Source organism: Nocardioides cavernaquae (assembly GCF_003600895.1).
Lineage (GTDB): Bacteria > Actinomycetota > Actinomycetes > Propionibacteriales > Nocardioidaceae > Nocardioides > Nocardioides cavernaquae.
Genome location: NZ_QYRP01000002.1, coordinates 23,217 through 47,360 on the forward strand (window position 1 = coordinate 23,217; position 24,144 = coordinate 47,360).

Consider the following 24,144-nt stretch of genomic DNA (forward strand, 5'->3'; position numbering starts at 1 on the left):
GCGTTGTTACTCGCGATTCGGTAACAGGAGGGCGCTGTCCCCGAACTCGTGCCATGCGTACCCGCCACCCACCGCCGCGTCGTACGCCGCCTGGGCGATGTCGACGCCGGCCACTGCCTCGACCAGCAGGAGGTGGGAGGCGCCCGGGTCGTGCCAGCCGGTGACGAGTCCCGTGACCACGCGCGGCGGGTCGGCGGGAGTGACGACGCGGTCGGTCCAGCCGCTGCGCTCGACCACGCGTACGCCGTCGCCCGAGCGCAGCACGGCGGACTCCAACGCGCGGGTGACCGTGGTGCCCACCGCGACGATGCGGCCGCCGCCCGCGCGCACCGCGTTGACCAGGCTCGCAGTCGGTGCCGGCACCGAGAACCACTCGGACTGCGGCGCCTCCCCCGCCTCCTGGGAGCTCAGTCCCGCGTGGAGCGTGACCGGTGCGACGGAGACGCCGCGTGCGACGAGCGCGGTGACGATCTCAGGAGTGAACGGTCGTCCCGCTGACGGCATCTCCGCGCTGCCCGGCCGCACCCCGAAGACGGTCTGGTAGGCGCTCAGCGGGTAGCGGCGGTCGAGGTAGCCGTAGGCGATCGGCCGGCCTCGTCGCGCGAGAACCCGGTCGAGCGATCCGGTGAGCCGCGCACGCCAGAGCCGGTTGCCCTCCCCCGTCGGTGACGATTCTTCCGGATAGGGCGCGAGGAGCTCGAGGCTTGCCGGGCCGGTGCGCACGATGTCTCCCGGCGCCGCGTCGAGGACCGAGCGGGCGGCGTCGGGTGCGGTGCGGAGCTCGACGACGCGGGTGCCGTCATCGAGTCGATGGGCCGCGTGGAGAACCACTGTGCGCCTGCGGAGGCCGGTGCCGATCAGCTCGGCGTCGATCTGGCCGTTGACGGTCGCGGAGTCGTTCACGACGAGCAGGTCACCCGCGCGGAGGTGGTCGGTGATCGCCGTGAAGCGGCCATGGGTGACCGCACCTGGCGTTGCGACGAGCAGTCGTACGTCGTCGCGCGCCAGCCCGCGGGACTCGGGTGGCGAGGGTGCTGTGTTCGCTGCCGGTGCCGGGAACGAGGTGCTGGGTCGTTCGACGAGGTGGGTCATGCGAACACTCCAGCGGCCCGGTAGCGCCCGCTTTCCGGCTTCGCGTCGAGCAGTGCCAGCAGCTGCGGCACGACGCTCTCCGGAAGCGGCCGGTCGGAGATGTCCTCGCCGGGGAAGGCGTCCTGGTGCATCCGGGTCCGCATGTCACCCGGGTCGACGGCGTACGCGGTGAGCGCCGGGTTCTCTGCGGCGTACTGCAGGACGAGGTGCTCGAGCGCGGCCTTCGACGCGCCGTACAGGCCCCAGCCCGGGTAGTGCTCGACGGCCGCGTCGGAGGTGATGCCGACGAGCGTTCCGTGCGAGGAGACAAGCAGCGGGAGCACGAGCGAGGTCAGCACCAGTGGCGCCCCGATGTTGGGCCGCCAGACCGACGTGAGGTCCTCGATCGTCAGCTGGTCGAGGCGCGGCAGCGGTGTCGGGCCGAGGGAGCTGGCGTTGTGGACCAGCAGGTCGAGTCCGCCGAGCCCCTCGAGCGCGCTCAGCAGATCGGCGCGGTGGTCGGCGTCAGTGATGTCGCCGGCGATCCTGACGATGCCGGGTCCGTCCACCTCCTCGAGGGTCTCCGCGTCGCGGCCGTCGATGACGACGCTCCATCCGCGATCGGCGAGAGCCAGGGCGAGGGCCCGGCCGAGCCCGCGGGATCCTCCGGTGACGAGTGCGACAGACATGTGCGGTTCTCCCTTGATCAGTTGGCGTTGTAGTGCCACTGTTCAAGTTGAAGTTAACTTGAAGTCAAGGGGTGATCCGGAAATGGCCGGGATCGACGTGAAGGCACCACTGACGGTGACCCAGGTCGCCGAGCGCAGCGGGTTTGCGGCGTCAGCCCTGCGCTACTACGAGGCACAGGGCCTGATCAACGCATCGCGTACGCCGGGTGGCCGACGCGTCTACGACCGCGAGGTCCTGCGACGGCTGGCCTTCATCCGTGCAGCGAGCAACGTCGGCCTCACCCTCGACGAGATCCGCAGCGAGCTCGACACGCTCCCCTCGGGCCGCACGCCCAACAAGGCCGACTGGCACCGGATCTCGAAGCACTGGCGCACGCGACTCGACGAGCAGCTGCGAGCCCTGGAGCGCCTGCGCGACGGTCTCGACTCCTGCATCGGCTGCGGTTGCCTGTCGCTGAAGCACTGCGGCATCGCCAACCCGGCCGACGTCGCGGCGACCTACGGCGAGCCGGGCGCGGCGTACCTGCCCGAGGTGCTGCGTCGCACCCCGGGCAGGTGACGCGTCAGCGCGGGTCGTCGGTCGGGTCGACGTCCATGTGGTCGATGTCGACGAAGTGCGGCGGCTCGTCGTCCTTGTTGACGACGCGGTTGATCAGCCACGTCACCAGCCACAGCCCCACCCCGATGAGCATCAGGCCACCAGCGATCTTGTAGACCACGCCGTCCCGATCGACCCATGGACCGACCAGGTAGAGGCACAGGAGCGCCGCGACGTAGGGCATCCACCGCGGCGTCGTGAAGAACGACTCGTCGTGGTCCGCGCGGCGGGTGCGCAGGACGACACAGGCCACGTTGACCACCGTGAAGACGCACAGGAGGAGCAGCGCGGTGGTGGACGACAGGTTCGCGACGACGTTGCTGTCCGGGTCGCTGGTGACGTACCAGATCAGCAGGAGCGCGAGGACGGTGCTGAAGAGGATCGCCGCCCAGGGACTACGGCGACCCGCGAGAACAGCACCGAGCTGCTTGGGGAGCACCCGCTGGTTCGCCATGCCGTAGACGAGGCGCGAGGCCATGAGCATGTTGATCAGGGCCGTGTTGGCCACCGCGAAGACCGCGAGGAACGGGAAGATCTTGTCGATCGGGAAGTCAGGCGAACCCTTGTGCACGACCTCCAGGAGAGCGCGTCCCTCCGACTCACGGATGCTCGCCAGCTCAGCCGGGCTGAGCACGCTGACCACGGAGACGGCGACCAGCATGTAGAGGATGACCGCGATCCCCAGGCCCATGAGCATGGTGCGCGGGAAGATCTTCTGCGGCTCCTTGGTCTCCTCGACCATGTTGACCGAGTCCTCGAAGCCGACCATGGCGAAGAAGGCGATCGAGGTGGCCGCGGTGACCGCAAAGACGAAGCCCATGCCCTCGTAGTCGTTGAAGTTCACCAGCTCACCCATGTCGGCCTTGCCCTGGGCGATCACCCAGAACCCGACACCGATCACGATGGTGAGGGCGGTCATCTCGACGATCGTGAGGATCACGTTGAACTTCACGCTCTCGCCGACGCCGCGGAGGTTGATCAGGGCGAGCAGCACCATAAAGGCCATCGCGGTGATCGTGATCGTTCCACTGCTGACCGTGCCGTCGATCCAGCCGTTGATCTCCATGCCGCCGTAGAGGTTCTGGGCGAGGGTGTTGGCCGAGGTCGAGGCGCTGGTGATGCCCGAACAGATGACGGCGAACGTGACCAGGAAGGTCACGAAGTGGATGCCGAAGGCCTTGTGCGTGTAGAGCGCCGCGCCTGCAGCCTGGGGGTACTTGGTGACGAGCTCCAGGTAGGAGAACGCGGTCAGCGTTGCCACGACGAAGGCCAGGAGGAAGGGCAGCCAGAGCAGGCCACCGACGTACCCGGCCATGGTGCCGGTCACGGCGTAGACGCCGGCACCGAGGATGTCGCCGACGATGAAGAGAAGCAGGAGCCCTGGTCCAAGGACCCGCTTCAGTTCCGGTTTTTCTGCGGTCTGGGTCATCAGACGTCCTTCCGGAGGGGTGAGGTGGCACCACTCTGGCCTCACGCGCACCGTCGCGCAACGCCCCGCGCCCTAGGATGGAGCGCGTGACCGACCTGCACGCTGACCTGCTCGGGGCCGACCCGCGCACGCTCACCTTCCACATCGACGAGCCGCAGATCAGCGAGGACGGCCAGAAGGTCGAGCTTCCCTTCCGGGTCACGGGTCCGTCCGATGAGGTGTCGTTCGTCGAAACGGTGACGCTGCCTTCCATCGATGACCCTCGGCCGGTCGATGACGCCTTCCGCGCTCTCACCCGGCTCCTCGCGCTTGCCGCAGGCACGTCGTACTACAAGGCCTTCGTGCCGTCGGTGATCTCGGTGGCCAGTGGTCTCAACCCTGCCGAGCGGGTCTTCCTGGCCGAGGTGGTCACGGGCGGGTTGGCCGAGTTCGCCTACCGCAACGACCTGCCCGACGCGCTCTTCCCTACGATCGAGGCGCCCGAGCTGGCTGCTCCCCCGTCGGCACCCGCCGTCGCACCGACGCACGACCGGGCACTCGTCGCGGTCGGCGGCGGCAAGGACTCGATCGTCACCCTCGAGGCCGTACGCCGCGTGGCCGACGTACGCCTCTTCTCCGTCAACTCCTACGAGCCGATCACCCGCACGGCCGAGGCGTCGGGCCTGCCGATCGACACCGCACGACGCTCCATCGATCCGCTGCTGTTCGCGCTCAACGACGCCGGCGCCCACAACGGGCACGTGCCGGTGACCGCGATCAACTCGATCATCGCCTGCCTCACCGCCCTCCGGGGCGGCCAGGACACGGTGGTCTTCGCCAACGAGGCCTCGTCGTCCTACGGCAACCTGCAGTGGCACGGCGTCGAGGTCAATCACCAGTGGAGCAAGGGCATTGGCTACGAGGAGCTGCTGCGGTCGCAGGTCTCGCCCTACGGCGTCGACTACGTCTCGTTCCTCCGGCCGCTGACGGAGCTGGCGATCATCCGCCGCTTCGCCTCCTTGGGCTACCTGGACGTGTTCACGTCCTGCAACCGCGCCTTCCACCTCGAGGAGTCGCGTCGCCGCAACTGGTGTGGCGAGTGCCCGAAGTGCGCGTTCGTCTTCCTGATGCTGTCGCCCTTCGTGCCGCAGACGCAGATGGACTCGATCTTCGGCAAGGACCTCTTCGCCGACGAGCTGCTGCGGCCTCTGTTCCTGGACCTGCTCGCGATCGGTGACGGGCACAAGCCCTTCGAGTGCGTGGGCGAACCGAGCGAGTGCCGCGCGGCGTACACACTGCTGCAGGACCACCCCGACTGGTCCGCGCATCCCTTCGTGGTCGACCCGGAGCTGAAGGTGGCCGTGGTGTCACCTGCCGAGGTGGAGGCGCTGTTCAGCTTCTCAGACGAGCACTTCCTCACCGGCGAGCTCGAGAAGGCCGCGCGTGCGGTTCTCTGACCTGGCCGGGCGCCGCGTCGCGGTGTGGGGGCTCGGGCTCGAGGGATCGGCGGTCGTCCGCCACCTGCGTGCGCTCGGGGTCTCGCCCGTCATCGCCCTGCCTGAGGCGGTCGAGGCACCGGAGGCCGAGCCGTCCGCCGTGGTCGGCGCTGCTGCGATCGCCGCCCTCGAGGCCGCCGAAGTCGTCGTCAAGTCACCGGGCATCCCGGTCGCGGCCGACCTCTACCGGCACCTTGCCCTGATCGGTGTCGAGTTCACCAGCGCGACGGATCTGTGGCTCTCCTCCAATGCGGGCCGCGCAATCGGCGTGACCGGCACCAAGGGCAAGTCCACGACGGCGTCAGCCATCGCCCACGTGCTCGCCGTCGCAGGGGCCCCCGCGGTGGTGGCTGGCAACATCGGCGTGAGCCTCCTCGACTCCCCCGACTCCGGGACAGTCGTGGCGGAGGTGTCGAGCTACCAGGCTCAGTCGATCACGGTGTCTCCGCGCGTCGCGGTCGTGACCTCGCTCTTCCCCGAGCACCTGCCCTGGCACGGCTCCGAGGCGGCGTACTTCTCGGACAAGCTCCGGCTCGTCTCGCAGGGCGCACAGCACGTCATCGCCCCGGGAGCGGACGAGCGCCTCGTCGCCCGGATCCGCGCGGTGCTGCCGGCCGGCGCGACCCTGCACCTCACTGGCCCCTCGACCGTGTACGCCGACGCGGCAGGCCTGCACTGGCCGGGCGTCGGCTCGCTCCCTTCGTCGGAGCTGCCACTGCTCGGTGTGCACAACGCGGGCAACCTCGCCCTTGCTGTTCTGGCATCGTCCGTCGCCGACGCGTCCCTCGCACCTGAGGCGTTGCTGGCTGCGATCCCGACGTTTGCCGCGCTCGACCACCGCATGACGACCGTCCCCTCGCGCGACGGCCGCCGGTGGATCGACGACTCCCTCGCCACCGCACCCGAGGCCGTCGTCGCCGCGCTCTCCGTCTTCCCGGACCAGCCGGTTGCGTTGATCCTGGGCGGCTCGGACCGCGGACTCGACATGACCTCGCTGGCGTCGTACCTCCAGAGTCGGTCCGCGCCCGTCCACCTGTTGCTGATCGGCGCCGCCGGCGCCCGGTTCGGCGACGAGCACGCCGACGGGCTGGGGCATCCCGCCACCCTCTTCGGCTCCATGGCCGCCGCGGTCGCGTGGGGGCTGTCCCCCGGCAACCCGGCTTCGGTCGTCCTGCTCTCCCCCGGCGCCCCGAGCTTCGACGAGTACGCCAACTACGCCGACCGTGCGCGCCATCTGCGGGAACTGGTCGCCCCGATCAGCTGAGGCGCCGCCTGCCCTGGACGTCGGGTTGGTCTCACCTGTCCGGAATCTGTAGTGGGCAACCGTTTGTCCACGTACGCTCCGAGGCGCCCACCCCCTCACGACTTCGGGAGTTCCTTCATGCGCTTTTCCAAGGCCAGCTTCGTCGCTGGCGCGGCCGCCGCTCTGGTGCTCGGCTCCGGCACGGCTTTCGCCGCGACCGGTGGCAAGTTCATCCTCGGCAAGGCGAACACCGCCACCACGGTCACCACGTTGACGAACAACTACGGCACCGCACTGACGCTGAACTCGAAGGCCGGCCAGCCGTCGCTCCGCGTCAACCGCAACGTCAAGGTTCCGAACCTGAACTCCGACCTGCTCGATGGCAAGGACTCGACCGCCTTCGCGCTCAAGTCTGGCCAAGTGGGCACCATCGTGGGCTGGGGCTACTACATCAACTACAACGACAGCAACGTCCCGGCCTTCGTTGCTGCTGACGCAACCTGCCCTGCAGGAACCAAGCTGGTGGGCGGTGGCGGCGAGGACTACACCGACGGCGGCAGCCTCTGGGTCACGGCGCCCTTCGGCAATGCCTGGAGCGTCGCGTCGAGCTGGTCTCCGGCTCCCGAGACCGAGGGTGGCAGCGACTACCCCGACCCGTCCGAGCTCCTCATCGCCACCGCTCAGTGCTGGAACCCGACCGGAGCCGTGCCCGGGGCCCAGCCGATGCCTCGCAAGGCGATGCAGGAGCGCGTCGCGGCGCGGATGGCCGCACGCTGACCGCTCGTTCCGTTTGCGCCACCGATCATGCCCGCGACTCATCAAGTCGCGGGCATGAGGCATTGGCGACCACTCCGTGGAGCGTCGGGTCAAGTGATTGCCAGCGCCAGACGGGGCGCGCGAGGTCGACGGGCGGACGTTTCAATGCCTGCGCCGCGCTGTCGAATGTGTCTTTGAAACCGTTACCTTTTCGTGATTCACAGGGTCTCTGATCAGGGCTGATCCGGGCCGGATGTTGTCGGTGGGTGGTGCTTGAGTGGGTGCATGGCCAACTCGGGCACGCGGTTCTCGGAGCTGTCGCGGAGGGATCTCCTCGACAGTGCTTCTGCGCGTGAGCAGGCCCGTCGCCGGGCCGACATCGACTTGTTGTTGATCGCGCGGGAGTGGGCCATCGCCAACGGCCCCGATGTTGTGCATCTGACGAGGGCGGGCAAGCCGGGTCGTGTCCGGCTGCGGGAGTACGGCGCGACCGGCACGCCGCTGGTGGCGTCCACCGCGGGTGCTCAGCTCGCCGCGAGGATGGGCCGGTCCACCGGCACCGGGGATCGGTGGATCGCGGACGTGGTCGACATCGAGCACCGCCTCCCGAGCATCTGGACCCGCACCCTGGCCGGTGCCGTGATGCCCTCCTATGCCCGCCACGTCGCCACCCAGACCCGGGCCCTGTCGGTCGAGGCCGCGGCGTACGTCGATGCCCGCGTCGCCGAGTCGGTCGATGGGCGGATCCCGTGGGGACGGTTCGAGGCCCTGGTGGCGGCCGCGGTCACCGCTGCTGACCCCGCGGCCGCGTCGGCGCGTGAGGAAGCGAACCGCAAGGCGCGGTATGCCCACAAGCACCTGTCGAATGAGGCTGGGATGGGCATCTTCACCATCCGCACAGACGCGTTCGGGATCGCGAAGATCGACGCCACCGTCGACTACCTCGCCCGGATCCTCAAGGACTTGGGCTCCACCGAGTGTGAAGACGACCGCCGTGCCACCGCCGCCGAGCTGCTCGCCGATCCCGCGGCCGTGGTGAAGCTTCTGGCGGCGTACGCCGGGTGGTGCGACCGTCCCGCTGACACCGATGACGACGCGCTTGCGCTGGCGTCCGATCGTGGTGGACGCGACCAGGACGACCGCATCGTCCTCGGTGACGCCGACGCCGACCCTGCCGGTGAGTCCCGTGGCATCGTCGACGCCGCCATCAAGCTGTGGGACCAGACCCACAACAGGCCCGACGACGGGCCCACTGACAACCCCAGCGACGGGTCCGGCGACGGGCCCACCGGCGGCGCCTGCGACGGCTCGTCTGGCGGCGGCAAGCCGGTCATCGACTGGTCGCGGTTGCTGCCGACGCTGACGATCTTTGTGCACCTCTACGGCGGCCGGATCACCCAGACCCCCGACAGGACCGGCAGCGGCCGCGCCGACGGGAGCACCGGAGGACGCACGGTGGTCGGTGCCGACCGCGACGGCTCACCGGACCTGGTGCGTATCGAGGGCATCGGGGTCGTGACGGAGGCGTGGTTGCGGGGGCACTTCAGCCTGCACCCGCATCAGAAGGTGCGGTTGACTCCGGTGCTCGACATCGAAGGCCAGGCTCCGGTCGACGCCTGGGAGATCCCTGATCGACATCGTCAGGCCGTGCGCCTGATGACGCCGGCCGACAGCTTCCCGTGGGGATCCAGCAGCACCAACCGGTCTGATGGATGGCGAAGCATGCAGATCGACCACAACAAACCCTGGACCCCCGATATCCCCGGGTTGTCCACGATCGGCAACTACGGCCCCCTGACGCAGTTTCACCACAACCTGAAAACCCACTGCGGGTGGGAAGTCCAGCAACCCTTCCCCGGCATCTACCTGTGGCGCGACCCCCACGGCGCCTACTACCTGGTGGACCACACCGGCACCCGCGCACTCGGCAACACCGGCTGAAACGGACGCGCGAACATGCCGACGATCGTGCGACGAGTCTCGACGCGATCGGGGCATGGAAGTCACATGACGCTGCGGCCGACTGCAAGAATCTGCTGCGCCGAGAGGCCACTTAGCCCATCCGACGTCTTGAGCCGATCAACCATCACTGTGCGGTAGTTCCCAGCCACATCGACCCAGTCGAGGCGAATCACTCCGAGGCCGTTCTTCATGGTCGTCAACTGACCCATGACGCCGTGGACATCGACAGTCTCGATGTTGCTGAACGCGGGGTCCGCGGGAACCTCGAACTTGCCGACCCCTGGATTGAAGTCGACGGTCAGGTACGTCGCCGGGTGCACCGCCAGCGACCGAGGGTTGGCCGCGAGAGCTTCCGGGGTTGCAGTGTCGGCATTCGCAGGTCCGGCCAGGCGGTATTCGTGGTGCACAACGCCGTTGTCGTACATCCAGCTGTCCTTGAGGGACGCGATTGCGGGAAGCTCCGTCGGCGCACCCAGTGTTGTAGTTGTCCGGACGGGGGGCGCGTAGACGGAGGAGTCATCAGCACCCGGGCAACTGAACGTTTCGGGATCGAAGGCTTCCGGATCCGCGACGCGAAATGTTGCGGTCCCGCCGTCTGGGGCGGTGTAGGTCGCCCGGTCGCGGCTGGCGAGCGCGAATGTGGATCCCGGAATGGGCACCTTCACGTCACCTCCATCGAGCTTCCAGAGCCGTCCGTCGAACCGCGTGTAGTCGAGGCAGCCGTAGGTCGGGACGTACACATACGTCTCGCCGATCTGAGCGGCGACCACGTGCACCGGGTGATCGAACCGCAGCCGCTGCGTGCCCTTCACGCCGAACACAAGCCGGTACTCGCCAGGCGCCACCTGAGTCTCGTGGCCGAGCGAGTTGGGCACCGTGATCGTGGTCGACAGGCGGCCGCCGTCATCGATCTGGATTCGGTCGGATCCGACGCCTTGCTCACTCGAAGCGTCGACAGTCGCAACGGTGAGATCGACCTCTGCACCAGAGAAGTCGTCCAGGCCCACGACCGTTACCTCAACCTGGGCCCCGCGCACGGCTTCCGGCGGGCTGAGGGTCACGACAGGATTCGCGGAGCCAACTGGATCCTGCGAGGATTGCCGAGCCGCGGAAACGGCGAAGACGATCGCTGCGATCACCATGGCCGCGACAGCGAGTGCAGCGGCCGGGGCGAAGCGGCGCGACCAGGGGCGCGCTTCCAGCATTGCCTCGATGGGTGCTGGTCCGACCGGCGCACGGTCTACCAAGTCGTGAAGATGCTGCCTGATGTCAGTCATCAGATGCCTCCAGGGCAATTGTTGCCAGCCTGGGGTCGGCGCTGAGTGCCTCCAGGGCGCGCGCGAGCCGGCTCTTGACGGTGCCAGTTGGTACGCCAAGGACCTCGGCTGTTTCTCGTTCGGAGAGGTCGAGGAAGTAGCGCAGGACAACCACGAGGCGCTGCTGCTGGGTGAGTTGGCCCAGCGAGCGCTCGATGTCGAGTCGGATCTCCTGCATGGGATCGCTGATGCTTCCTTCGACGGGTTGCGCGACCAGCAGTTCGGAGTTCCGTCGTCGCCGCTTGGTGTCGATGAAGGCATTCACCAGCATTCGGTGCGCGTATGCCGATGGATTGTCAGCACGCGCGACTCGCGACCACTGTTGATAGCAACGGGTCAACGTCGTCTGTGCCAGGTCCTCAGCATCGGACAACGAGCAGCCCATCAAGATCCCAGCGCGAACCAGAGAGGGCCAACGACCGCCAGCAAAGTCACTGAACTCGTCGCGGTCGGATCTCTGTTCCACGTCGCCCTCCTAGGCAAGCTCGTCACCACACTGACGCATCGACAACGCGAATTGGTTCCATCCGAGCTCTCCCGACGTGAGCTGATCCGCTCGGTCATGCCGCATTGAGTTCGGATCGCCGTTTCTGCAACTGCGTTCCGCCAGCTCCAGAGATCAGATGTCAACTGACTGTGCAGCAGACCCTTCCGCGTAAAACTCGTGGCTATGGAACCGAGCGCCGAACACGAGTACATCAAGGCGACTTACTCACCGTTCGGAGTTCGCGATGGCGTCTTCTGGATTGCCCTTTTCGCGCTTCTCGGCGTTGTCAGCCAGTTCCGAGACGTCGACTGGTGGCTCATGGTCGCGGTCGTGGGCAGCGCGATCGGTTGGGAGTTCACGAAGGCGCGACTGAGGCGCAACGCGCGCGAACTTGCTGAGGCCTCCCGGCGAGCAGCCTGAGCCAGACGCGCGGTCTGACCGTTCGTCTACCGGCCTACCGCTACTCGTTCGATCCCAGCGATCCGGCCGCCATCCGCGCGCTCGCTGACGCAACGGCCGCGACTCGCTAGGGTCGCTCGCATGAGCGTTCTGGCCATCGATGCCGGCACCACGGGCGTCACGGCGGTCGTGGTCACACCCGACGGTTCCATAGCGGCGAAGGGCTACCAGGAGTTCGCCCAGCACTTCCCGCAGCCAGGTTGGGTGGAGCACTCCGCCGAGGAGATCTGGCAGGCCACCATCGAGGCCACGCGCCAGGTCCTCAAGCTGCACGACCCCAAGGACCTCAAGGCCATCGGCATCACCAACCAGCGCGAGACCATTGTGCTGTGGGACCGCGAGACCCTGGGCTCCCCCCGGCGCGCGATCGTGTGGCAGGACCGCCGCACAGCCGACATCTGCGAGCGACTCCGCACCGCGGGCCACGAGGAGCGCGTCAGCCAGCTCACCGGCCTGCGGCTCGACCCGTACTTCTCCGGCACCAAGCTGACCTGGCTTCGGGAGAACGAGCCGCACACCTGGGCGCTGGTCGAACAGGGCCGGTACGCCGTGGGCACGGTCGACTCGTATCTCATCGCCCGGATGACACGCGGCACCTGGCACGTCACCGACGTCTCCAACGCCTCCCGCACCCTGCTCTTCGACCTGGAGAAGGGTGACTGGTCCGACGAGCTGTGCGGCCTCTTCGGCGTACCCCGCGACGCGCTGCCGGACCTCGTGCCCAACTGGGGCGAGATCGGCACGACGGACCCGAAGACGTTCTGCGGCCTGGAGCTCCCGATCGCAGGAATCGCCGGCGACCAGCAGTCGGCGCTCTTCGGGCAGACCTGCTTCGAGCCGGGCGACTCCAAGTGCACCTACGGCACTGGCTCGTTCCTGCTCACCAACACCGGCTCAACCGTCGAACGATCACAAGCCGGTCTCCTCAGCACGGCGGCCTGGCGCTCCCCCAGCGGCGAGACCACCTACGCCCTCGAGGGCGCGATCTTCGTGACCGGCGCGGCCGTCCAGTGGCTGCGCGACGGACTGCAGATCGTCGGCACCGCCTCCGAGACGGCTGCGATCGCCGGCGCCGTTCCGAGCTCCGAAGGCGTCGTGTTCGTTCCCGCGCTCACTGGGCTCGGGGCTCCTCACTGGGACCCGCACGCGCGCGGCTCGATCTTCGGCATCACCCGCGGTACGACGCGTGGCCACCTCGTGCGCGCCACCCTCGAGGCCATCGCCTTCGAGGTGAGGGACGTGCTCGAGACCATGCCCCAGCTGGCCAGCCTGCGCGTCGACGGCGGAGCAGCGGCCAACGACCTGCTGTGCCAGGTGCAGGCCGACCAGGTCGGCGTACCCGTCGAGCGCCCGAAGATCGTGGAGACCACCGCCCTCGGTGCTGCGTTCCTGGCGGGACTCGGCACGGGAGTCTGGGACTCGACCGACGCGCTGCGCGAGACCTGGCAGCTGGAGCACCGCTTCGAGCCGGGCGAGCGCGACGAGAAGGCCTACGCCCGCTGGCGTGAAGCGGTCGAGCGCTCCAAGGGCTGGGCGCTGCTCTAGGCCGGGTCAGTCGGCGCCGAGCGCCGCGGCAGCGGCGTCCCGCGCCTTCTCGGCGGCGTCTGCCTCCTCGGTCGCGCTGGCCACGGCGTCGGCCGCCTTGTCGACGGCCGACGCTGCGTCGTCCTCGCGCTCCTCCAGCTCGGCCAGCCGGCGCCGCACCTCGTCGATCTCCGATTCGAGCTGGAGCGCCTGGGCCTGGGCACCCTGGTGCCGCGTCTTCGCGCGGGCCAGGGAATCGCGCGCGATGCGCAGCTCCTTCTCGGCGCGCGCAACGGCCTGCTTCTTCTCGCGCCGCAGCGCCGCAGCCGACGGATCCGGCACTGCGTGGAGCTTCATCGGCGCTGCCGACACCTCGTGACCGATCGCCTCCTCCACCGCCACGTACGACGCGGCGTCGAGGTCGCCGAGCCCCGTCGTCGCGAACGCCCGAACCAGCAGCCCGGAGCGCACCGCAGCAGCAGCCCCCGTGTCGAGCATGGCCGCGGTCAGCGTCGACTCGACCTCGTCGGCGACCGGCTCGGTGACCTTGTGCCCCTCAGCGAGCGCGTGCCGACGGGCAACGGTCGTGACTGCCGCGGTGAGCTGACGCCGCTGCTTGGTGAGCTCGCGCAGCTGGGCGCCGTCGAGCGACTCCGCCGCATCCCGCAAGGAGGCGCCGAGCGAGATCAGCTGCGCGACCTGGTCAGGCTCGCGGCGGACGAGCAGGTTGAGGACCCACGCCGCCAGCGACGGCTTCTTCAACGCCTTCACGGCGTCGGACAGCTCCCGATCCTCAGCGCGGAGCGCCTTCACCCGCGCGTCACGCGCAGGCGTGAACTCGGCCAACGGCAGCCCGTAGAGCGCCTCGGCCTCCTCGAGCAGCGACATCAGTCCAGGCCCTGCTCGATCGCGTAGCGGGTCAGCTCGACCCGGTTGTGCAGCTGCAGCTTGCGCAGGGTGTTCTGCACGTGGTTCTGGACGGTGCGGTGCGAGATCACCAGGCGCTCGGCGATCTGGGTCGAGGTGAGCCCCTTGGCCACCATCTTGAGCACCTCGGTCTCGCGCTCGGTCAGGTGCGGCGTGTTCGGGTCGGGCGCGTCGTCGATGCGGCGGTACTCGCCGAGGACCAGACCGGCCAGCCCGGGGGTGAAGACAGCTTCACCGGCTGCGACCTGGCCCACTGCGGAGATCAGGTCAGCGCTCGAGGCGGACTTCACCAGGTAGCCGGTGGCTCCGGCCTTCACCGCCTCCAGCACGTCGGCCTGCTCGCCGGACGCGGAGAGGATCAAGACCCGGGCGTCAGCGGAGACGGATCGGGTCACCTCGACACCATTGGGTGGCGGGATCTGGAGGTCCAGGACGACCACGTCGGGCCGCGTCGCCCGGCACCGGTTGATCGCCTCGGTGCCCGTGCTCGCCACCGCCACGACGTCGAATCCAGCACCTGCGAGATCGCGTTCCACCGCGTCGCGCCACATCGGGTGGTCGTCGACGATCATCACGCGGATCGCGGGCTGCTCCGGTTCCTGCTGCATGAGAAGGACCGTAGCCCGCTCAGCTCGGCGAGAGGTAGCGACCCCGCCGATGGACGAGCGGATCCGGCTCGTCGCCCAGGTGGATCTCGTCGAGCCGCATCACGACCTGCGCCGACCAGCCGAGCTCGGTGATCGACTCGAGGGACGCACCCGCCCACGACGTGGCGTCGGAGAGCCGCGGGCCCCAGGCGGTGTCCACGAACTCCGCCTGCTTGAACGCGCCGCCCGGGGCCGGAGTCAGACCGGCGAACATGTCGGCGAGCTGGCGGTGCTCCCAGCGCAGCAGCTGGACAACGGCCGCACCTGACTCCTCGACGGTGTCGCGCAGGTCCGAGTCCGGATCGACCAGCCCGACGACGTACGCCGGCTCCCCGGCCGCCACCATCAGGCTGGACACCGTGAGCCCAGCCCGATCGGCCCCCGAACCCGAGGTCCACAGGCTCACCGTGCCGCCCAGCCGGCCACGGAGCCGCCGCGCCGCGTCGCGCGACGAGTGCGGCTCGAGGAACGGGTGCTCGCTGTGGATGGTCACGCCTGCAGCCTAGGGCGAGCCCGGGGCGGGGACGCTGAGCTCCCACTCGGTCCCGTGCGCGCCGGTGCTCAGCTCAGCCGTGCCACCGATGTCGGTCAGCCGGCCGCAGATCGACTGGGAGACCCCGAGACGACCGTCCACCTCTGCCGCGGCAAGGCGGCCGGAAGGGATGCCCGGGCCCTCGTCGCGGACGCTGACGACCACGCGGTCGCCGAGGTCCTCGAGAAGCACCCAGGCGTGCGCGGACTCACCCACGTGGACAGCGACGTTGTCGAGACAGGCCGCGGCTGCAGCGACAAGCTCGACGGCCACCGCCCCCGGGAGGAAGACCGGGTGACCGGGTGCGGCGAGACTGACCTGGGGCGAGCCGCGGTGGGCGACCTGCGAGAGCAGCGCGGAGACGTCGAGCGTGCCCACGTCGCGCGCAATCCCTGCGGTCTCGGTGACGTGGACCAGAGCCCGCAGAGCCTGCTCCTGCTCCCCCGCGAGGCGACCGAGGTCCGCCCCCTCAGGGCCGAGCTCGGGCCCGCGGCGCTGCACCATCGCCAGCACCTGGAGTACGCCGTCGTGGACCGCCCGGCCCAGCCGGGCACGCTCATGTGCCAGCGCAGCAAGGCGTTGCGCCTCGTCACGCTCGGCCGCCACGCGCTGGAGCGACCCGCACAGGTAGCCGAAGAGCGGGCCGCCGATCATCAGCAGGAAGACGTTGCCGTAGTGGGCCTGGGTGATGTCAGGAAGGCGCGTCGAGATGTCGGCGGCCGAGACCACTGCCGCCGCCACGAGGCCACCGGTCCAGCGCCAGTGGACGCCCCAGGCGAGCACGACGACCATCACCCAGAAGCCGGGGACGGTGGCGTGCGGTCCCGACTCCTTCAGCCAGGGCGACACCAGGATTGCGCCGGCGGAGATGGCGAGGTCGACGCTCAGCAGCAGCCGCGTGCGGCGGTGCGCCGCGGCGTACGCCCAGACGGCGAAGAGCGTCCAGGCCACCAGCCCGGCGACCAGCACCAGCGCCGCGACCGGATGGGCGAAGTCCGCCCGGACCGCAAGGTTGAAGAAGATCAGGTTGAGCGTGACGACCAGGCGCAGCCACCGCAGCGCCCGGAACATGCCGTCCTCGACGGCATCAGCTGGCCTTACGGTCGCCACCCTTGCCGTGACCTTCGCCGCGGGCCTGCTTCTTGGCCTCGGCGGCGTAGATGTCGACGTACTCCTGGCCGGAGAGCTTCTGGATCTCGACCATGATCTCGTCGGTGATCTTGCGGAGCACGGCCTTGTCGCCCTGCTGCCCGGCGTACTGCGAGAAGTCCAGGGGCGTGCCGTACTTGATGATCGGGCGGGTCCACTTGCCGAAGACCTTGCCCGACGGCGCGAGGACGTCGGTGCCGATGACCGCGACGGGGACGACCGGGCAGCCGGTCTCGATCGCCATGACGGCGACACCGACCTTGCCCTTGTGCAGGCGCCCGTCGTGCGAACGCGTGCCCTCGGGGTAGATGCCGAAGATGTGACCCTCGTTGAGGATCCGCTTGGCGGTGATCATCGCGCCCTCGGCGGCTGTGGCGCCCGAGCGGTCGATCGGCACGTTGCCGGTGCCGGTGAAGAACTGCTTCTGCAGCCAGCCCTTGATGCCGGGGCCCTCGAAGTACTCCGCCTTGGCGACGTAGCGGACCATGCGCGGGAGCGACAGCGGCACGAAGAGCCAGTCGAAGTAGGACAGGTGGTTGCCGGCGAGGATGACGCCGCCCTCGGTGGGCACGTTGTCCTTGCCGGAGACCTTCGGCCAGAAGCCGAAGCGCAGGATCGGACCAATCGCCACGTACTTGAGGAAGTGGTAGAACACGCGTGCCTCCTGCGCCAACCGATCGCTTGAACGACCCTCAGCCTAGTGGCACCGGGGACCGGATCGCGCGGTCGGTCGTCGCCGTAGACAGGGTTGCGGCAGTATTCGTCTCGTGGACACTCTCGACCCCGCCCGTCCCTGGTCTGCCATCGCCCGCCCGGAGCTCACCGGCGGCCGCACGATCGGCGTACTGCTCAGTCACGGATTCACCGGTTCTCCGTTCTCGATGCGGCCCTGGGCCGAGTTCCTGAACGAGCACGGGTACGCCGTCGAAATGCCTCGCCTGCCCGGCCACGGCACGACCTGGCAGGACCTGAACTCGACCGGCTGGGACGACTGGTACGCCGAGCTGACGGCCGCTTTCGTCCGCCTCCAGCAGTCCTGCGAGCAGGTGTTCGTCTGCGGCCTCTCGATGGGCGGCGGGCTCGCGCTGCGTCTCGCCGCCGACCGCCCGGGCGACATTGCCGGGCTGGTGCTGGTGAATCCCGCAGTGAACTCCACCAACAAGCAGCTGCTCGCCCTGCCCGTGCTGAAGCACGTCGTCAAGGGACTCCCCGGCATCGGCAACGACATCAAGAAGAAGGGCGTCGACGAGTACGGCTACCCCAAGGTGGGGCTCCGGGCCCTGTCCTCGCTGCTGGCCGGCTGGAAGGCGCTGCGCGCCGACCTCGGCAAGGTGAAGGCACCGCTGCTGCTCTTCCGCTCGACGGTCGACCACGTCGTGGACCCGAGCTCGGCCCGGATCATCCTGGGATCCGTCGCTTCTGCGGACGCTCGTGAGGTCCCCCTCACGGACAGCTTCCACGTCGCCACTCTGGACAACGACGCTCCGGCGATCTTCGAGGGTTCACTCGCGTTCCTCCGGGAGCATGCGGCCGTCTGATGACCCCCCGTGACGAGCACCGTGACGAGGACGAGGTCTGGAAGGACATCGTCGACAGGTACGCCGAGGACCCGGCGTCCGAGGACGTGCCGGCTGCTGAGACGGCTCCCTCAGCGGACGCCCCGAGCCCCGACGTCTGGAACCCCGAGCCCTGGAATCCCGTGCCCTGGGAGGACGAGGGAAGCTTCGTGCCTCCCGTTCCGCCGCGGGTGGCGATGCCCGAGCCGCCGCGGCTGATCGCCCTGCTGGGCGTCTTCGGGGCGCCTGCGCTGCTCCTGGTCTTCCTGATCTTCGGCTGGCGCATGCCGGACTGGGCCAGCACGCTGCTGATCGTGTGGTTCGTCGGCGGGTTCGCGTTCCTGATCGCGACGATGAAGTCGGGGCCGCGCGACCCCGGCGACGACGGCGCGGTCGTCTAGCGCGGCGTGCGCCGCGGGCGACGCGTGCGGATCGGCAGCCAGCGCGGGCGCACGACCGGTGCGCCTGCCTGCATGCCGGCGCCTCGTGCCACGCGGCGCCTGCGGCGGCGCTCGTCCGTCCGGACCAGGGCGGCAGCCCCGATCAGCCCGGCCTCGGGGCCGAGCGCGGCGGCCAGCACCGGCGGGACCGTCCGATGGCCTGCGCCGACGAGCGCGCGATCGAGCACGCGCCGAGCCGGTTCGAGGAGTCGGTCGCCTGCAGCAGAGACCCCGCCACCGACGACCACGCAGCCCGGATCGAAGGCCGCGACCAGATCGGCGAGGCCGTGCCCGAGCCAGGTGCCGACCTCGATGAACGCCTCGCGCGCGACCAGGTCGCCGCTCTCCGCCGCGTCGGTCACCATCGGGCCGGTCAGCAGCGACGCGTTGCCGCCACAGATCTCCTCGAGGACGGTCGGCCGCACCCCGATCGCTGCCCGCGCGTAGCGCACGAGGGCGGATCCGGAGCAGTACTGCTCCCAGCACCCGCGGTTGCCGCACTGGCACTCGAGACCGTCGGGCACCACGCGCATGTGGCCGAACTCGCCGGCCATGCCACCCGCTCCGCGATGCAGTCGGCCACCCAGGACGATGCCGCCACCGATGCCGGTGCCGAGGGTGACCATCAGCAGGTCATCGCTTCCTCGCCCGGCGCCATAGGTGGCCTCTGCGTAGGCAGCAGCGGTCGCATCGTTCTCGAGGAGGACCGGCGCTCGCCAGCGAGCCGCCAGCCGGGCACGGACGGGCTCGTCACGCCAGGGCAGGTGAGGCGCGAACCGCACCCGCTCCCCTGCCGCGTCGACGAAGCCGGCTGCTGCGACACCGACGCCGGCGATCGGGTGGCCGTCGGCGGCTTCGAGGACCGCCTCGGTCAACGCGTCCTCGACCATGCGGGCATCGACCCGCCGTCCAGGCGTCGTACGCCGTGCGGTGCGGGTGACCCGACCGCGGTCGTCCACCACACCCGCGAGCACCTTGGTGCCCCCGACATCGACCCCGACCCAGACCGCTTCCTCAGCCACGGGCCCCAGTGTGGCAAACACTGGGGCAACCCCGGGATCGGATGGCCCAAGTGGTCCACTCCCCCAGTGCGCGCGGGTGGTGTGACCTCACCCGACCTCCCGATGGTCGTTTGACCTCATAGCGTCGAAGTTCAGTTGCTGGGGAAGTGGGGCACGGGGACATGCGAGTACGAGACAGGAATCAACGCGGCGCAGCGGCCGTCGAGTTCGCCCTGATCGCACCGCTCTTCTTCGTCCTGGTCTTCGGAACGATCCAGTTCGGCTGGTACATGTGGACCGCCGAGTACACCAACAGCGCCGCGCGTGAGACCGCACGGCGTGTGGTCGTGGGCGACTGCTGGGCGGACTACGCAGCCTTCTCCTCAAAGCAGGGCAGCCGGGTCACCGCCACGACCGTCAGCCCGAACCCCGCCACGCTCAAGGTGGGCGACCCGATCGTGGTGACGGTGACGGCCGACGCCGACCTCAACATCGACTTCTTCGGGTTCGGCCTGCCGACAACCGTCACCCGCACGTACGACGCTCGCATGGAGGTCGACGCCCAGGCGCTCGCTGTGGACGACTCATGCAAGGCCTGAGGCGGGCCTGCTCAGCGCGGGACGAGCGCGGCGCCTACTCGGTCCTGTTCGCGCTGCTCACCGTCGTGATGTTCGGTATCTCAGCTCTGGCGGTCGACCTGGGCAACGCCTTCTCCCGGAAGTCAGACGTGCAAGGCCAAGCCGACTTCGCGGCTCTCGCCGGCGGCCACGAGCTCAAGTCGTCGAATCCGTCCGCGATCTCGCCCGACGTGCTGGCGGCGGTCGCCAAGTCGTTGAACTTCAACCAGCCCGTCAACGGGACCTGCACCAGCTGTGTCACGACCAGCCAGCTCGTGAACGGCGACCTGGCTGACGGCGAGGTGCAGATCATCACGGGCAAGGGTCTGAGGGTCACCGCGCCCGCGTCCACCGTGGACTATGGCTTCGCCGGTGCCATCGGACAGGCAGAGGAGAAGGACGTCCAGGCAAGCGCGACCGTGCAGATCTTCTCCCCAGGAAACGGCTCGATGCCGATGTACGCCGCTGCTGGTTGCGACTACGGCCAGCAGATCCTCACCGATCCGTCGACCGGACACGTCAGCTCGACCCACGACAATCTCGCCTTCGGTGCCGACGACAGCGCCGCGGAGCTCTGGTCGATCACCAGCCCGTCACCGGCCGCGATCCCGCTCTCGACCGGCCCCGGGCCAATGCTCCGGGTCACGGGTGAGAAGTTCGCGATCGACGCACAGGGCCAGCGGCCCGCGTATCACGTGAGCAAGATCGGCTTCTTCCTCAACGACGGGACGACTCACCACGTCGTCAACGTGACTGCGCCGACCCCGCCTGCGGTGTGGGACCCCTACTTCGCCGAGATCCCGGCCATCCCCGCTGCGGTCGCGAGTGTCGAGGACGTGTGGTGGGTGCGGGTCTACCTGGTCGAGGACGGCGCAGCACCACCGCCGGGCGAGTGGTCTTCCGAGGGGGATGCCAGGCCGCTCCGGGTCGGCGCCGCCCAGCTCGAGTGCGACGCGGGTTCGAGCGACGGCAACTTCGGCACCCTCCGGCTGCCCCGTGCAGACGTCCCGTCCGGGTCGAACCTCTCGATGAACATTGCAGACGGCTTCGACGACCCGCTCTCCCTCGTCGTGCACGAGGGAGCGGACTCGACCGGACACTGCACCCCTGGTCTCCCCGCCCCGCCGCTTGACCCTGCGGTCGAGTCCGAGGAGCCAGACCGACTGCGCGCCGGGACGAACTGCGTGGGCACCGACCCGGGCCTCTCCGCCAACGACGCCGCGTCCGGCCTGATCGAGGGAGTGGGCAGCACGCCTGGACGCCTCGACGCACCCGCGGTCTGTGGCCCGAAGATCGCGAACCCGCTTCACCGCGGGCCGAGCACGATCAACGGCGACACACTCGAGTGCTTCCTCACCTCAGGCACCGTCACCGCGATCACCTCGCCGACCTACAACGGCGGTGCTGTCCTCACGCAGGAGATCTTCGACTCGCCCCGGTTCTTCTGGGTGCCGGTGCTGACCGCCGACGCCACCCGCGGCGCGAGCGAGCGTTACTCGATCATCGACTTCAGGCCGGCGTTCCTCAGCGATCTCCACGTGCAGGGCAACGACATCGACCAGGTCAAGGTCATCTTCTTCAACTGGCACGCTCTGCCGGGCAGCACCGACGGCGATGTGTCGCCGTACCTCGGTGTCGGCAAGCCGATCCTTCGACTGATCGACTGAGACAGTCCGATCAGCGCCGGGCGAGGTCGGCGGCGCCGATCATGCCGGCCTTGTTGCCCAGCCGGGCCAGGCGGAAGTCGGCCTCGGGGCGGTGCCCACGGCCGGTCAGGTTGGCCAGGAACGACGCTCGGGTCGGCACGAGCAGGAGGTCACCGGCCGCGGAGACGCCGCCGCCGAGGGTGACGACGCCCGGGTCGAGGACCGAGGCGAGGCTTGCGATGCCCTCCCCCAGCCAGGTCCCGAGCTCCACGAGGCGCGCAACGGCGAACGGGTCGCCCGCCTGCGCCGCCTCGGTGACCATCGGACCGGTGATCGCCTCGACATCACCACCGGCGCCCTCCAGCAGCGCGGCCGCGGCAGACGGGTCGGCAGCGGCTGCCTCCTGCGTCTGGCGCACGAGGGCAGTGCCGCTGCCATAGGACTCGAGACAGCCGAGCAGGCCGCACCCGCACTCGATGCCACCCCGAACCAGGCGGATGTGACCGATCTCGGCGGCGACGCCGAAGCCGCCCCGCACCAGCTCGCCGTCCATCACGATGCCGCCGCCGACTCCCGTGCCGACCGTGACCAGCAGCAGGTCCTCGGCATCGGCGCCCGCTCCGAAGGTGAACTCGCCCCACGCCGCAGCATTGGCGTCGTTCTCGACCACGACGGGGAGCCCGGTCAGTCGCTCGAGGTCCGAGCGGAGGTCGAGGTCCTTCCAGGCCAGGTTGGGCGAGAAGAGCACGCGTGAGCGGCTGTTGTCGATGAAGCCGGCGGCTCCCACTCCGATTGCAGTGACCTCGTGAGCGAGGCGCAGCTCAGCAACGAGCGATGCGATGGTGGCCTCGATCTCGATGACGCTGTCCGCCGGTGACTCCGTGCGCAGCTCGGCGAGGATCTCGCCCGAGTCGCTCACGACTCCAGCGGCGATCTTCGTGCCACCGACGTCGACGCCGATGGTCAGGCTCATCCGAAGGGACCCTCGAACGGGCCGAAGTCGTCCTCGGCCGCACCGTCGAGGTCGGGACCGCCGTCAAGGTCGATTTTCTCGACCGGCTCCTTGCGAGCGGCGCGCTGCTCGTCGGGCGCAGCGGTGGCCAGGACCGCAGCGGCTGCCTGCGCGATGTTGGCGGCGGCGAGTGCCAGGTGGGTGCGCACCTCGGGGCTGGTGTTCCGCACGACGTTGACGACGCGACAGAGCGGGCAGTAGCGGCAGTCGTCACCGTTGCCGATGTGGCTGCTGGCGTCGTGGAACGCGGAGGCTGCGCCTGCGGCGAGGTCGTTGACGCCGGCACCGAGGTCGCCGCCGTGCTCCTTCGCCCAGCCCGACAGCGCACCGAGGAGCTTCGCGGTCTCCTCCGCGACGGAGCCGACCTCGGGGTCGCCTGCAGCACCCGCTGCGGCACCCGCGTCGGGACGCTCCTGATCCGTCATGACTTCTTCTCCTCGAACCGCACCTGGAGCGCCCCGTCATCGACGCGGGCCCCGGTCACCTGGTGCCGCGCCAGCCCTGCGGGCAGCGACAACAGCCGGCGATAGGACCCGACGGTCACAACGAGTTCGTCTCCGTGTCGGGCCAAGTCAACCTCACCCCGGCCCACGAAGGGGAGAGCAAGTCTCAGCAGCGCCCCAGAGGTGGTGCGCGTCACGCTCAGGGGCCCCGGCCCGACGGGGGCAGCCAGCGGCTCGGTCCCGGCGTACACGTCGTCAGCAAACTTCTGCAGTGCAGCGACACCCACCGGTTCGCCGGTGCGGTACTCCGAGCGCCAGAGCTGGAGGCCAGCGAACGACTGCTCGACCTCGGCAAGCACCTTCGCCTGCGCCTCGACCCAGCCCGCACGCCAGCTGTCAGCGGGTTCGTCATCGGTCGGTGCCGGGAAGATCCGGTTGGCGACCACACCGTCGACCCGGTAGCCGTAGAGGGAGAGCGTGGTGAAGGAGCGTCGCGCCTCCGCGAGGACGACGTTCTCGGGCGTGAGCACCAGTCGCACGCTCGCGTCCGGGCCGGACAGGATCTGGCGGCACTCCTCGAGCTCGGCGTGCAACCGCTCGATCGCGTCGAAGGTCGTGTCCTCCGGCATGGGTACACCGACCGCGCGGGTCAGCACCGGCCGGAACGCCTTCACGGCCCGGCGGCCGAACGGGAATACCCGGTCCATGTACCACCCGAGAGCTTCGGGCAGCGCCAGCAGACGCAGGGTCTCCGCGGTCGGCGCACAGTCGACGACGATCGTCTCCCAGTCCCCCGACAGCACGTGCTTGCGCAGCTGCAGGAGCGCGAGCACCTCCTCGGCGCCCGGGATCACGGTCAGCTCCTCGGCCGCCACCGGATCGACTCCGGCAGCGTCGAGAACGCTCAGCAGGTACTTCTGGATGTCGGCCCAGGAGTCCTCGAAGAGGCGCTGGGCGTCGACCTGCTCGACGTACAGGTTGTCGGCGACGAGCGTCGGCGTGGATCCGATGGGCGTGCCGAAGGCATCGGCCAGGGAGTGCGCCGCGTCGGTGGAGAGGACCAGCGTGCGCTGGCCGCGCGACGCCGCGAGCACGGCCGTCGCAGAGGCAGTAGTGGACTTGCCCACCCCACCCTTGCCGGTGAACAGCAGGATCCGCACGTCAG

At 69.3% G+C, this 24,144-nt stretch carries 25 protein-coding genes; 11 read left to right on the top strand and 14 right to left on the bottom strand.

Annotated elements, in window-relative coordinates; all coding sequences use genetic code 11:
• Positions 1 to 6: 6 nt before the first annotated feature.
• Together D4739_RS00180 and D4739_RS00185 are read right to left on the bottom strand one after the other, a co-directional pair.
• Positions 7 to 1,092 (bottom strand): S-adenosylmethionine:tRNA ribosyltransferase-isomerase, encoded by a 1,086-nt coding sequence (locus tag D4739_RS00180; protein WP_120058560.1) that lies wholly within the window; start codon positions 1,090 to 1,092, stop codon positions 7 to 9.
• Positions 1,089 to 1,760: an SDR family NAD(P)-dependent oxidoreductase gene (locus D4739_RS00185; RefSeq protein WP_120058562.1), complete on the bottom strand. Its 672-nt coding sequence runs from the start codon at positions 1,758 to 1,760 to the stop codon at positions 1,089 to 1,091. The genes D4739_RS00180 and D4739_RS00185 overlap by 4 nt, the downstream gene beginning before the upstream one ends.
• Positions 1,761 to 1,842: 82 nt before the next feature.
• Between D4739_RS00185 and soxR the strand changes: the two genes are divergently transcribed.
• Positions 1,843 to 2,319, top strand: a complete 477-nt coding sequence (soxR, locus tag D4739_RS00190; protein ID WP_120058564.1) for a redox-sensitive transcriptional activator SoxR — start codon at positions 1,843 to 1,845, stop codon at positions 2,317 to 2,319.
• Between the two features lie 4 nt (positions 2,320 to 2,323).
• Here soxR and D4739_RS00195 read toward each other — a convergent pair whose 3' ends face one another.
• Entirely contained in the window at positions 2,324 to 3,787 is a 1,464-nt protein-coding gene (locus D4739_RS00195) for an APC family permease (protein ID WP_120058566.1), read from the bottom strand.
• Between the two features lie 86 nt (positions 3,788 to 3,873).
• On the opposite strand from D4739_RS00195, the gene D4739_RS00200 reads away from it, so the two are divergent.
• From D4739_RS00200 to D4739_RS00215, 4 genes are all read left to right on the top strand, one after another.
• Positions 3,874 to 5,223 carry a MurL-like N-terminal domain-containing gene (locus D4739_RS00200; RefSeq protein WP_120058569.1) on the top strand — a complete coding sequence of 450 codons (1,350 nt, stop codon included), beginning with the start codon at positions 3,874 to 3,876 and terminating at the stop codon, positions 5,221 to 5,223.
• Positions 5,210 to 6,526, top strand: a complete 1,317-nt coding sequence (gene murD / locus D4739_RS00205; protein WP_182920240.1) for a UDP-N-acetylmuramoyl-L-alanine--D-glutamate ligase — start codon at positions 5,210 to 5,212, stop codon at positions 6,524 to 6,526. Before D4739_RS00200 ends, murD begins: the two co-directional genes overlap by 14 nt.
• 117 nt (positions 6,527 to 6,643) lie before the next feature.
• Complete coding sequence (locus tag D4739_RS00210; RefSeq protein ID WP_120058574.1) at positions 6,644 to 7,282, top strand: hypothetical protein; 639 nt, start codon at positions 6,644 to 6,646, stop codon at positions 7,280 to 7,282.
• A gap of 264 nt (positions 7,283 to 7,546) precedes the next feature.
• Positions 7,547 to 9,202, top strand: a complete 1,656-nt coding sequence (locus D4739_RS00215) for a hypothetical protein (protein ID WP_120058576.1) — start codon at positions 7,547 to 7,549, stop codon at positions 9,200 to 9,202.
• Between the two features lie 62 nt (positions 9,203 to 9,264).
• Here the strand turns inward: D4739_RS00215 and D4739_RS00220 are convergent, their stop codons facing one another.
• Entirely contained in the window at positions 9,265 to 10,500 is a 1,236-nt protein-coding gene (locus D4739_RS00220; RefSeq protein WP_147384740.1) for a hypothetical protein, read from the bottom strand.
• Positions 10,493 to 11,005, bottom strand: a complete 513-nt coding sequence (locus D4739_RS00225; RefSeq protein ID WP_120058580.1) for a SigE family RNA polymerase sigma factor — start codon at positions 11,003 to 11,005, stop codon at positions 10,493 to 10,495. Before D4739_RS00225 ends, D4739_RS00220 begins: the two co-directional genes overlap by 8 nt.
• 204 nt (positions 11,006 to 11,209) lie before the next feature.
• On the opposite strand from D4739_RS00225, the gene D4739_RS00230 reads away from it, so the two are divergent.
• Both D4739_RS00230 and glpK read left to right on the top strand, forming a co-directional pair.
• Positions 11,210 to 11,446 carry a hypothetical protein gene (locus D4739_RS00230; protein ID WP_147384741.1) on the top strand — a complete coding sequence of 79 codons (237 nt, stop codon included), beginning with the start codon at positions 11,210 to 11,212 and terminating at the stop codon, positions 11,444 to 11,446.
• 120 nt (positions 11,447 to 11,566) lie between these two features.
• Positions 11,567 to 13,030, top strand: a complete 1,464-nt coding sequence (gene glpK, locus D4739_RS00235; RefSeq protein ID WP_120058584.1) for a glycerol kinase GlpK — start codon at positions 11,567 to 11,569, stop codon at positions 13,028 to 13,030.
• Between the two features lie 6 nt (positions 13,031 to 13,036).
• Here glpK and D4739_RS00240 read toward each other — a convergent pair whose 3' ends face one another.
• Genes D4739_RS00240 through D4739_RS00260 form a run of 5 tightly spaced genes read right to left on the bottom strand, consistent with a single transcriptional unit; the run spans position 13,037 to position 16,919 of the window.
• The gene (locus tag D4739_RS00240; RefSeq protein ID WP_238473444.1) at positions 13,037 to 13,897 is read right to left on the bottom strand and encodes a hypothetical protein; all 861 of its coding nucleotides are present in this window, start codon (positions 13,895 to 13,897) and stop codon (positions 13,037 to 13,039) included.
• Positions 13,897 to 14,544 carry a response regulator gene (locus D4739_RS00245; RefSeq protein ID WP_120058589.1) on the bottom strand — a complete coding sequence of 216 codons (648 nt, stop codon included), beginning with the start codon at positions 14,542 to 14,544 and terminating at the stop codon, positions 13,897 to 13,899. The genes D4739_RS00240 and D4739_RS00245 overlap by 1 nt, the downstream gene beginning before the upstream one ends.
• Before the next feature lie 19 nt (positions 14,545 to 14,563).
• On the bottom strand, positions 14,564 to 15,076 hold the full coding sequence (locus D4739_RS00250; protein WP_120058591.1) for a flavin reductase family protein: 513 nt from the start codon (positions 15,074 to 15,076) through the stop codon (positions 14,564 to 14,566).
• Positions 15,077 to 15,085: 9 nt separating this feature from the next.
• Positions 15,086 to 16,225, bottom strand: a complete 1,140-nt coding sequence (macS, locus tag D4739_RS00255; RefSeq protein ID WP_238473445.1) for a MacS family sensor histidine kinase — start codon at positions 16,223 to 16,225, stop codon at positions 15,086 to 15,088.
• A complete protein-coding gene (locus tag D4739_RS00260) occupies positions 16,203 to 16,919 on the bottom strand; it encodes a lysophospholipid acyltransferase family protein (protein ID WP_120058595.1) in 717 nt (238 codons plus the stop codon). The genes macS and D4739_RS00260 overlap by 23 nt, the downstream gene beginning before the upstream one ends.
• A 112-nt stretch (positions 16,920 to 17,031) precedes the next feature.
• Between D4739_RS00260 and D4739_RS00265 the strand changes: the two genes are divergently transcribed.
• Complete coding sequence (locus D4739_RS00265) at positions 17,032 to 17,802, top strand: alpha/beta hydrolase (protein ID WP_120058597.1); 771 nt, start codon at positions 17,032 to 17,034, stop codon at positions 17,800 to 17,802.
• Positions 17,802 to 18,221: a hypothetical protein gene (locus tag D4739_RS00270; protein WP_120058599.1), complete on the top strand. Its 420-nt coding sequence runs from the start codon at positions 17,802 to 17,804 to the stop codon at positions 18,219 to 18,221. Before D4739_RS00265 ends, D4739_RS00270 begins: the two co-directional genes overlap by 1 nt.
• Here the strand turns inward: D4739_RS00270 and D4739_RS00275 are convergent.
• On the bottom strand, positions 18,218 to 19,282 hold the full coding sequence (locus tag D4739_RS00275) for an ROK family protein (protein WP_120058601.1): 1,065 nt from the start codon (positions 19,280 to 19,282) through the stop codon (positions 18,218 to 18,220). The two genes, D4739_RS00270 and D4739_RS00275, sit on opposite strands and share 4 nt — an antisense overlap.
• 161 nt (positions 19,283 to 19,443) lie before the next feature.
• Between D4739_RS00275 and D4739_RS00280 the strand changes: the two genes are divergently transcribed.
• Both D4739_RS00280 and D4739_RS00285 read left to right on the top strand, forming a co-directional pair.
• Positions 19,444 to 19,860 (top strand): TadE/TadG family type IV pilus assembly protein, encoded by a 417-nt coding sequence (locus D4739_RS00280; RefSeq protein ID WP_120058603.1) that lies wholly within the window; start codon positions 19,444 to 19,446, stop codon positions 19,858 to 19,860.
• Positions 19,848 to 21,545 carry a pilus assembly protein TadG-related protein gene (locus D4739_RS00285; protein WP_120058606.1) on the top strand — a complete coding sequence of 566 codons (1,698 nt, stop codon included), beginning with the start codon at positions 19,848 to 19,850 and terminating at the stop codon, positions 21,543 to 21,545. Before D4739_RS00280 ends, D4739_RS00285 begins: the two co-directional genes overlap by 13 nt.
• A 10-nt stretch (positions 21,546 to 21,555) precedes the next feature.
• Here the strand turns inward: D4739_RS00285 and D4739_RS00290 are convergent, their stop codons facing one another.
• From D4739_RS00290 to D4739_RS00300, 3 genes are read right to left on the bottom strand one after another with little or no spacing between them, the layout of a single operon-like run.
• Positions 21,556 to 22,497 carry an ROK family glucokinase gene (locus D4739_RS00290; protein WP_120058608.1) on the bottom strand — a complete coding sequence of 314 codons (942 nt, stop codon included), beginning with the start codon at positions 22,495 to 22,497 and terminating at the stop codon, positions 21,556 to 21,558.
• A complete protein-coding gene (locus D4739_RS00295) occupies positions 22,494 to 22,961 on the bottom strand; it encodes a hypothetical protein (protein ID WP_120058609.1) in 468 nt (155 codons plus the stop codon). Before D4739_RS00295 ends, D4739_RS00290 begins: the two co-directional genes overlap by 4 nt.
• Entirely contained in the window at positions 22,958 to 24,139 is a 1,182-nt protein-coding gene (locus tag D4739_RS00300; RefSeq protein WP_120058612.1) for an ArsA family ATPase, read from the bottom strand. The genes D4739_RS00295 and D4739_RS00300 overlap by 4 nt, the downstream gene beginning before the upstream one ends.
• Between the last annotated feature and the right edge of the window lie 5 nt (positions 24,140 to 24,144).